The organism is Promicromonospora sp. NPDC057138, assembly GCF_042670845.1.
Lineage (GTDB): Bacteria > Actinomycetota > Actinomycetes > Actinomycetales > Cellulomonadaceae > Promicromonospora.
Map to the genome: position 1 here is coordinate 1 of NZ_JBHUUX010000118.1, position 8,114 is coordinate 8,114.

General features: G+C 73.4%; 7 protein-coding genes. 2 read left to right on the top strand and 5 right to left on the bottom strand.

Features of this window, described 5'->3' with window-relative positions:
• Positions 1-80: 80 nt before the first annotated feature.
• Positions 81-1,721, bottom strand: a complete 1,641-nt coding sequence (gene purH, locus ACFT2C_RS28625; protein WP_377210503.1) for a bifunctional phosphoribosylaminoimidazolecarboxamide formyltransferase/IMP cyclohydrolase — start codon at positions 1,719-1,721, stop codon at positions 81-83.
• A gap of 359 nt (positions 1,722-2,080) precedes the next feature.
• Here purH and ACFT2C_RS28630 point away from each other — a divergent pair, with 359 nt between their 5' ends.
• A complete protein-coding gene (locus ACFT2C_RS28630) occupies positions 2,081-2,497 on the top strand; it encodes a globin family protein (RefSeq protein ID WP_377210504.1) in 417 nt (138 codons plus the stop codon).
• A 25-nt stretch (positions 2,498-2,522) separates the two neighbouring features.
• Here the strand turns inward: ACFT2C_RS28630 and ACFT2C_RS28635 are convergent, their stop codons facing one another.
• A complete protein-coding gene (locus tag ACFT2C_RS28635; protein WP_377210505.1) occupies positions 2,523-3,146 on the bottom strand; it encodes a TetR family transcriptional regulator in 624 nt (207 codons plus the stop codon).
• Between the two features lie 60 nt (positions 3,147-3,206).
• Here ACFT2C_RS28635 and ACFT2C_RS28640 point away from each other — a divergent pair, with 60 nt between their 5' ends.
• Entirely contained in the window at positions 3,207-4,238 is a 1,032-nt protein-coding gene (locus ACFT2C_RS28640; protein ID WP_377210506.1) for an SDR family NAD(P)-dependent oxidoreductase, read from the top strand.
• Positions 4,239-4,245: 7 nt separating this feature from the next.
• Here ACFT2C_RS28640 and ACFT2C_RS28645 read toward each other — a convergent pair whose 3' ends face one another.
• The 3 genes from ACFT2C_RS28645 to ACFT2C_RS28655 form a co-directional block, all read right to left on the bottom strand.
• Positions 4,246-5,535, bottom strand: a complete 1,290-nt coding sequence (locus tag ACFT2C_RS28645) for an MFS transporter (RefSeq protein WP_377210507.1) — start codon at positions 5,533-5,535, stop codon at positions 4,246-4,248.
• A gap of 168 nt (positions 5,536-5,703) precedes the next feature.
• Positions 5,704-6,348: a phosphoribosylglycinamide formyltransferase gene (purN, locus tag ACFT2C_RS28650; RefSeq protein ID WP_377210508.1), complete on the bottom strand. Its 645-nt coding sequence runs from the start codon at positions 6,346-6,348 to the stop codon at positions 5,704-5,706.
• A gap of 10 nt (positions 6,349-6,358) precedes the next feature.
• A complete protein-coding gene (locus tag ACFT2C_RS28655; protein WP_377210509.1) occupies positions 6,359-7,906 on the bottom strand; it encodes a DUF6350 family protein in 1,548 nt (515 codons plus the stop codon).
• Positions 7,907-8,114: the final 208 nt, after the last annotated feature.

The following is an 8,114-nucleotide window of genomic DNA, read 5'->3' on the forward strand; positions in this document are numbered from 1 at the left end:
CAGCCCGCTCTACCTCGCGGTGCCCGGGTGCGCGAGGTAGAGCGGGTGTCCGGACAGGCGCTCTACTTCGGCGAACGGGGTCAGTGGGCGAAGTGGCGGGTGCCCGTCAGGTACATCGTGATCCCGGCCGCCTCGGCGGCCTTGATCACCTCGTCGTCCCGGATCGATCCGCCCGGCTGCACGACGGCGGTCACCCCGGCGTCGAGCAGCACCTGCAGGCCGTCCGCGAACGGGAAGAAGGCGTCCGACGCCGCGACGGCGCCCCGGGCGCGCTCGGCGCCGTCGGCCAGGGTGTTGGCGCGCTCGACCGAGAGGCGGCACGAGTCCACGCGGTTGACCTGGCCCATGCCGATGCCGACCGCTGCGCCGGCCCTGGCCAGGAGGATCGCGTTCGACTTGGCGGCCCGCACGGCCTTCCACGCGAAGGCGAGGTCGGCGAGCACCTCGGGCGAGGCGGCCGCGCCGGTCGCCAGGGTCCAGTTCTCCGGGGCGTCCCCGTCCGCCTGGAACCGGTCGGTGGCCTGCATCAGCAGCCCGCCCGAGATCGTCCGGGTCTCAACCCTGCCGGACGGCGCCGCCGGCACGACCAGCAGCCGGATGTTCTTCTTGGCCCGCAGGATCTCCAGCGCCTCCGGCTCGAACCCGGGCGCCACGACGACCTCGGTGAACACGGGCGCGATCTGCTGCGCCGCGGCCGCCGTGATCACGCCGTTGGCCGCGATCACGCCGCCGTACGCGCTCACCGGGTCGGTCGCGTGCGCCTTCGCGTGCGCTGCGGCGATGTCGGCGCCGACCGCGATCCCGCACGGGTTGGCGTGCTTGATGATCGCCACGGCGGGGCCCTCGTGGTCCCAGGCGGCCCGCCATGCGGCGTCGGCGTCGACGTAGTTGTTGTAGCTCATGGCCTTGCCGTGCAGCTGCTCGGCCTGGGCGAGGCCGGTGACGCCGTCGCCGCGCGTGTAGAGGGCGGCGCGCTGGTGCGGGTTCTCGCCGTAACGCAGGACGTCCGACCGGTCCCAGGTGCCGCCGACCCAGGCGGGGAAGCCGGTCGAGACGGGCCCGTCGGCGCCGTCCACCACGTCCGTCGGGGAGACCACGGACCCCATCCAGGAGGCCACGGCGACGTCGTAGGTCGCGGTGTGCACGAACGCCTGGACGGCGAGCGCCTTGCGCTGCGCATACGTGAACCCGCCGGCGCGGACGGCGTCTGCCACCGCGGGGTAGGCGGCGGGGTCCACGACCACGGCGACCGACGGGTGGTTCTTCGCCGCGGCCCGCACCATGGAGGGCCCGCCGATGTCGATCTGCTCGACGACGGCGTCCGGCCCGGCGCCCGACGCCACCGTGGCGGCGAACGGGTAGAGGTTGACGACGACGAGCTCGAAGGGCTGGATCTCGAGCTCGGCGAGCTGGGCCAGGTGGTCCTGCTTGCGGGTGTCGGCGAGGATGCCGGCGTGCACGCGGGGGTGCAGGGTCTTGACCCGGCCCTCCAGGCACTCGGGGAAGCCCGTGAGCTGCTCGACGGGGGTGACGGGGATACCGGCGTCGGCGATCTTCGACGCGGTGGACCCGGTGGAGACGAGCTCGACCCCGGCGTCGTGCAGCGCGGTGGCGAGCTCGATCAGGCCGGTCTTGTCGTAGACGCTCAGCAGGGCGCGCCGGACGGGGCGCTGCGAGTCGTCGGTGAGCTGGACATCAGGTGTGGACGGGGCGCCGGACATGGCGGTTCTCCTCGGAGGTAGCTTCGCGGAAAACCCTGGCACCCAGGCGGGCGGCGCGCATCACGGGTCGCTCGGCCGCTCCCCGGTGGTGACCCACCCTCGCCAGTCACGGCCGCCACGAGTCTAGCCGCGAACCGAACGGGCTCGGCCCGGCAGGTGCCTGGCCGGACCGGCGACCGCGCGGCGAGACGCCGTGCGCGATCCCACAACATCTCACAACGGCGACCAGCAGCCTGTGAGATGACGTTCACGCAACACCCGCGACACTGCATTCGCGAGGCAACAGGTGCTACCTAGATTCACCCAGTGAGCGAGACCATCCGGCGCCCACCACCGGCGCCCCGTCGAAAGGGAGCACCATGGAACAGCACCACATCGACCACGTGCAGCGCACCTTCGCGCAGGTCGCCCCGATCGCGGACGTCGCAGCCACGCTCTTCTACGACGATCTCTTCGAGCGGGACCCGTCGCTGCGATCGATGTTCCCGGAAGATCTCACCGAGCAGCGCAAGAAGCTCATGATGGTGCTCGGCGTGGCGGTCAACGGGCTGAGCAACTGGTCAGGGACGTCCGCCGCCGTCCGCGAGCTCGGTAGCCGGCACGCCGGGTACGGCGTGACGGAGGACCACTTCCCCACGGTGGGGGCGGCACTCCTCGCCACGCTGGAGAAAGGGCTGGGTGACGACTTCACCCCCGAGGTCCGGGAGGCCTGGACTGAGTGCTACGGCCTCGTCTCGGGGGAGATGCGAGCCGGCCTGCTGAGCGCGGCAGCCTAGGCGCCCGGCGCGGTCCGCCGCGCCGTCAGCCCTGCGTGACGGCGGGGATCCGCACCGCGAAGCCCAGCAGCTCCCAGGCGCGCTTCGCCCGGCGCACCCGGTCGGCCTCCGCGACCCCCGACAGCCCGCCGGCCATCATCGAGACCGCGAGCAGCAGGTCGTCCGGCGTCGTCCCGGGCGGGGCCTCGCCCGACGCGATCGCGTCGTCCAGCCGCGTCGCCAGCACGACGGCGACCCGGTCGCCCAGCGGGAGCAGGCGCGTGTCGGGCACCCCCGGCCGCACCAGGTCCACGAACGCCACCGAGTCGACGGCGTGCCGCGTGACCAGCCCGAGCAGGTCCGGCAGCTCGATGCCGGGCGGCGCCGCGAGCTCCTCGACCGCCACGACCTGCTCCTCGAAGACCGCCACGACGAGGTCGATCCGCTCCGGGAAGTGCCGGTAGAGGCTGCCCTGCCCGACGCCCGCGCGCTTGGCGACGGCGCTCAGCGGCGCGCCGGTCCCGGCGGACCCGAAGACCTCGCGCGCCGCCGCCAGCAGGGCCGCGCGGTTGCCCGCCGCGGCTCGGGGGCCGAGGTTGGGCGCTCCCCCACGGCGCGCGGGAGTGCGGGGGACGTCACCGCGCCGAGGGTCCCGAAGTACACCGGTCATGGGGCTATCCTAGGTACCGGACAGCGTTGTCCGGTACCTATCCCGTCCCAGGAGCACACCATGGCACTGACCGTTCACTCCACCGTCGGCGAGTGGCTCGACCACCCCGTGGGTGGCCAGATCCTCGCCGGCTTCCTCGCCCAGGGCGGCGCGACGCCGGACTCGCTCGCCCCCGCCCGCAGCCTCCCGCTGGAGCAGCTCGTGGCGCTGTCCGGCGGCAAGTTCCCCGCCGAGGCGCTCGACGGGCTGATCGGCGCGTACCGGGAGGCCGCCCCCGAGGAGGCCGCCCAGGCGGACGCCGAGGGCGAGCTGCCGACCGGCTGGGTCGAGCAGGTCGCCCCCGGCCGCTTCGCGGGCCAGACCGTGATCGTGACGGGTGCGGCGTCCGGCATCGGCCGGGCCGTCGCCACCCGCGTGGCGCGCGAGGGCGGCCGCGTCGTCGCCGCGGACATCTCCAAGGAGAAGCTCGACGAGCTCGCCGCCGCGCTGACCGGCCTCCCCGCCGGGGCCGAGGTCATCCCGGTCGCCGGCGACATCTCCGACCAGGACGACGTCGAGCGGATCACCCTCGCCGCGGGCGACCGCATCGACGCGCTGGCCAACGTCGCCGGGATCATGGACGACATGTCCGCGATCCACGAGGTCAGCGACGCACTGTGGGAACGCGTGCTGCGTGTGAACCTGGAGGGCACCATGCGGCTCACCCGCGCCGTCGTGCCGAGCATGCTGGCAGCAAAGGAGGGGCGCATCGTCAACGTCGCCTCCGAGGCTGGGCTGCGCGGCTCGTCCGCCGGCGTCGCGTACACCGCGTCCAAGCACGCGGTGGTCGGCCTGACCAAGTCGTCAGCCGTGATGTACGCGAAGAGCGGCATCCGCACCAATGCCGTGGCGCCCGGCGGTGTCCTCACGGGCATCCCCGTGCCCGGCGCGGCCGATTTCGGCGCCGCCGTCCTGCGGCCGTACCAGGGCAACATCCCGAGCCTGGCCACGGCCGAGGAGCTCGCGGCCTCGATCACCTTCCTCCTGTCGAAGGACTCGGTGAACCTCAACGGCGCGATCATCGCCTCGGACGGCGGCTGGTCCGCCGTCTGACGGCCCTCTACTCCAGGGCGTCGGCCGCCCACGTGTCCGGCTTGCCGATCCGCATCATGGGCCGGACGAAACACAAGGCCACGAGGACGCACGCCATGGCGCCCACCATCACCCACAGGGTGGCGCCGATCCCCCAGCCCTCCAGGAGCGCGCTGCCCAGCACGGGGGCGGCCGGCGCGGCGATCAGGCCCGTCAGGCCGAGCAGCGACATGGCTCGGCCCATCATGCGGTCCGGGATGATCACCGTGAGGTAGCCCGTGAAGCCCGCGTTGAGCGCCGGGTAGAGGAACACGCCGACCGCCAGCATCGAGACGAACACCCAGTAGGTCGGTGCGAGCGCCATGACCATGAGCGCGGCGACGAGCAGGCCGATCACGAGGATCCCGAACCGGCCGACCCGCGTGCGCTGCACGATCGGGCCCGCGACGATCGCGCCCGCCAGCATGCTGATGCCGGCGCACGCGTCGACCAGCCCGATGAGCCTGGGGTCGGTGCCGGTGCGCACCAGCTCCAGGTTGATCGCCACGATCAGCGCGATCGAGGTGAGGTTCAGCAGCGTGATCAGCACGAGCACCGCCCGGAAGAGCGGTACGGCCCCCACGAAGCGCAGCCCGTCGCGCAGGTCGGCCAGCGGATGCGTCTGCCCGGTCCGCTCCCCGTTGAGCGGCTTGCGCACGAACGAGATGGCCACGACCTCGATCGCGTGCCCGACCACGGACGCCACGAACGGCAGCACGTGCGCCATGCCGTACAGGAACCCGCCAACAGGCCCGGCGAACAGGCCCACCGCCGCCATCCGGCCCTGGTTCACGGCCATGGCGTTCGCCATCTGCGCGGCCGGCACGACGGCGCGCAGCGCACCGCCCGACGCCGGGTTCACGAACGCGCTCACCATCGACGAGCCGAACAGGACCGCCGCCAGGTGCCAGGCGCTGAGCGCGCCCGTCAGTCCGGCCGCGACGACCGTCGCCCACAGGGCCGTGCCCGTCGCGGCGGCGACCAGCAGGAGCAGGCGGCGATTCACCCGGTCCGCGACGACGCCGGCCGGCAGCGTGGCGAGCAGCGCACCGGCCTGGCCGATGCCGCTGATCAGGCCCGCCTGGCCCACCGAGCCCGTGACCTCGAACGCCAGCAGCGGTACCGCGAATGTCCCGACGCCGGCGCCGATCGCCTGCGCGAACCGCCCGGTCGTCAGCAGCAGGTAGGCGCGGTTGTGCCGGAGCGGGACGTCCGGCACGGCGGTCACGGCCGCGGCCTGGGCTGTCGGAGCTTCTGACGTCGACGTCTCTGCGGTCACGCCGCACAAGGTAGCGGTCAGGTGTGTCGAACGGGTGAAATGTCCACACCACTACGTTGTTCCATCGGTGCCTCGCGGCGGACGTCCGCCTCGAGAACAGGATCTGGCATGGTTCTGATGCAAAACCCATGCCAGATCGCGTGGTGGCAGCGGACTTCTGACAACAGCTCAGCGGCCGATCGACGCCTTGCGGCCCGTCACGTACAGGCCCTCGCGGGCGATGCGGCCGACGGTCTCGACGAGCAGCGCGCGCTCGGCGACCTTCACGCGCTCGTGGAGCGTCGGCTCGTCATCGTGCTCCTGAACCGGCACGGCGGCTTGGGCGATGATCGGGCCAGTGTCCACGCCCTCGTCCACGACGTGCACGGTGCAGCCCGTGATCTTCACACCGTGGGCGAGCGCATCGCGCACACCGTGCGCTCCCGGGAAGGCGGGCAGGAGGGCGGGGTGCGTGTTGATGATCCGACCCTCGAATCGCCGCACGAAAGTCGGCGCGAGGATGCGCATGAAACCCGCGAGCACGACGAGGTCAGGCTGGAACACTGACACGGCCTCGGAGAGCCCCACGTTCCACGCGGCACGATCCTCGAAGTCCTTCGGGGAGACGACAACCGCCGCGACCCCCGCGTCCCGCGCGAGATCGAGGGCACCTGCGGCAGGGTTGTCCGTCACCACCCCGACGACTCGCGCACCGTACGACGCTTCGCCGTGGGCGGCAAGGAGGGCCGCGAGGTTGGAGCCGGTCCCGGAGACCAGCACAACGACTCGCTGGGACGACGTGGACTCGACGGGGTGACCGGAGGGCGTCTGCACGAGCCCCAGCCTACTTTCCCGGGCGAGTTCCGCGTGCGTCGCCCGGCTCCGCCGTCCGCTCGGCGCCGGGCGTCTCCGGCGCGTCGTCCAACCCGAGCTCGGCCGCCAGGTCAGTGGGCACACCGGGGCCCGGGGCGTCCGGGTCGGGTGCGAAGTCCTGCGTCGGGTCGCCGGCGTCGTCGGCCGGGACGGGGCCCGGACGGCGCAGCCACGCGGCCAGGTCGCCACCGATCTCGCCGCGCCGGGACACCACGTCCAGCTTGGCGCCGAGCAGCACGGCGGCCGCTCCCCCGCCGACCTCCGCGGCCACCAGGCCAGCGGTCGCCAACGGGTTCGCTCCGACGTCGGACAGGCGACCCGGGCCGCCGGCGCCCGCCGCGAACCACTGCCCCAGCAGCATGAGCACGCCCGGGGTGAGGACGATCCCGGCGAGCACCCAGCCGACGTCGGGCCAGCGGACCAGCGACGGCTCCAGCCGCCGCCACGCGAACAGGCCCGCGGCCACGCCGCATGCCACGACGAGCACGGGCGCCCAGGCGCTGACCGGGTTGGCCCAGTCCTGGCCGGGCAGCGCTCCCAGGAGCGGGATCGCGGGCAGCGGACCGGAGATCGTCCCGAACGGCGTGAAGCTGGTCCCCTCGCCGACGGCGAACCCGGGCCCCGCGAGCCAGGAGGCCGCCCAGAGCACGAGGTTGGGCAGCAGCGCGAGCTGGGCCACGGCGAACACGATCCCGCCGGTCCAGCCCGGTTCGAGGGCGGTGATGATGTCCGACGACGTGGCCCGCCCCGCCAGCGCCCACGCCGCCACCAGGAGCGCCGCGCCGCCGAGCAGCAGCGCGACCGCCACCGTGCCGGCCCGCAGCCCGAGCCGGAGCGTCGGGGGCACCAGGTCGACGCCGGTGACCCGGCGGGCCAGCACGTCGGCCCGCTCGCCGATCTCGGCGGCCGTCGGACCATCTGGGCGGACCAGGATGCCCAGCGCCATGCCGAGCCCGCCCATGACCAGGCCGGCCAGGGCGGCCACGGCGAGCGACCAGCCGGGCGCGCTGCCCGCGAACGCCGCGACCGCCGTCGTGCCTACGGCGTAGGTGACCGCGCCCGCGAGCCAGGCGCGCAGGGACGTGGTGGCGAACCGCTTGGCCGAGGCGTACGTGGCGAACAGCGCGAGCGCCGCGATGCCGAGCGGAGCGAGGGAGACCGTGACGGCGTCCGCGGTCAGCGGGACTCCGTGGCCCAGCAGCCAGATGCCCATGGCGACGTCGACGGCGGAGCGCACCTGGACGGCGCCGTCCGGGGCGTCGGCGGGCGTGGCGAGCGTCGCCGTGCCGACGAGGTAGGCGACGACCGCCGGAAGGACCACGACCGCGAGCGACAGGACCAGCGCCTGGCCGGCCGATACGACCCCGGCGACGATGTGGGACAGCGGCGACAGCCCCTGCTGCGCCGAGCCCGGCTCCTCGACCGTCCGGCTGCGGCGGGCGGCTGGCCGACTGGCCGGGCGGCTCGTCCGTGCGCCGGGAGTACGGGGGGCCGCGCTGGGGCGGGGTGGTGCGCTCACCGCTCAATCTTCACCCGCGCGGTACCGCCGTTCGGTGGACCTGCCCCGGCGCGCCCTGGGTGAACTTCAGGAAAAATCACGGTGCGCTATGGAGTTCACAGGCGTTCTGGTGTAGCAACACCCGCTGTGCGCACTTCGTTGGGTGCCGGAATTCTCGCGAAGTAGAGCGCCTGTCCGAGTCTCCCGGCGACACCGGGGAGACTCGGAC

Bases quoted from the DNA above. Each gene is read 5' to 3' on its own strand.
- ACFT2C_RS28630 (WP_377210504.1), top strand. From the start codon at position 2,081: ATGGAACAGCACCACATCGACCACGTGCAGCGCACCTTCGCGCAGGTC.
- purH (WP_377210503.1), bottom strand. From the start codon at position 1,721: ATGTCCGGCGCCCCGTCCACACCTGATGTCCAGCTCACCGACGACTCG.
- ACFT2C_RS28635 (WP_377210505.1), bottom strand. From the start codon at position 3,146: ATGACCGGTGTACTTCGGGACCCTCGGCGCGGTGACGTCCCCCGCACT.
- ACFT2C_RS28640 (WP_377210506.1), top strand. From the start codon at position 3,207: ATGGCACTGACCGTTCACTCCACCGTCGGCGAGTGGCTCGACCACCCC.